This window comes from Mesorhizobium sp. M4B.F.Ca.ET.089.01.1.1, from assembly GCF_004022605.1.
In the GTDB taxonomy this organism is placed as follows: domain Bacteria; phylum Pseudomonadota; class Alphaproteobacteria; order Rhizobiales; family Rhizobiaceae; genus Mesorhizobium; species Mesorhizobium abyssinicae.
This window is the reverse complement of sequence record NZ_RZOS01001461.1, coordinates 1-430: the sequence shown is the minus strand read 5'-3', so window position 1 is coordinate 430 and position 430 is coordinate 1. Positions and strand designations below refer to the sequence as shown.

Below are 430 nucleotides of genomic sequence, written 5' to 3'. Positions count from 1 at the left end.
CCACTCGAGAGGCCGAATACATTTATGCAAGTGGAAATGTCATTTGCGACATCGCGAATCTCGCATTAGCGGGGCAGACCATACATTCCCTTCCCAAAAATCCGTCAAAAAGGCTAGCACCGCGAAATTGCTTTAGCCGTGTGTTCTCATCCTCCAGAGCGTTCACTGGCCGAGCTCGGAGACATCCAGCCCACCGAAGCGGGCCTTTCAGTGTAAATCGAGGCGCCGCTGACCCCTTGCTTGCGGCACAGATCGGCTACCGACACCCGGCCTCATGTTCCTTCAAAACTCCGATGATGTGCTCTTCAGACAAGCGGCTACGCTCCATGTCCTGGTGCTCCAAGATGGATGGCCAGAGCGAACTTCAACCCGGATTAGATCACAGGGGCAAGGTCACAGGCCCAAGACCTCAAAGGCCTCACGACCTACG

At 55.3% G+C, this 430-nt stretch carries 1 pseudogene; it reads right to left on the bottom strand.

The window, feature by feature from the left end:
- Window positions 1-46: 46 nt before the first annotated feature.
- Window positions 47-328 (bottom strand): annotated as a pseudogene (locus tag EN780_RS41250) (transposase); the annotation flags it as partial.
- Window positions 329-430 lie beyond the last annotated feature (102 nt).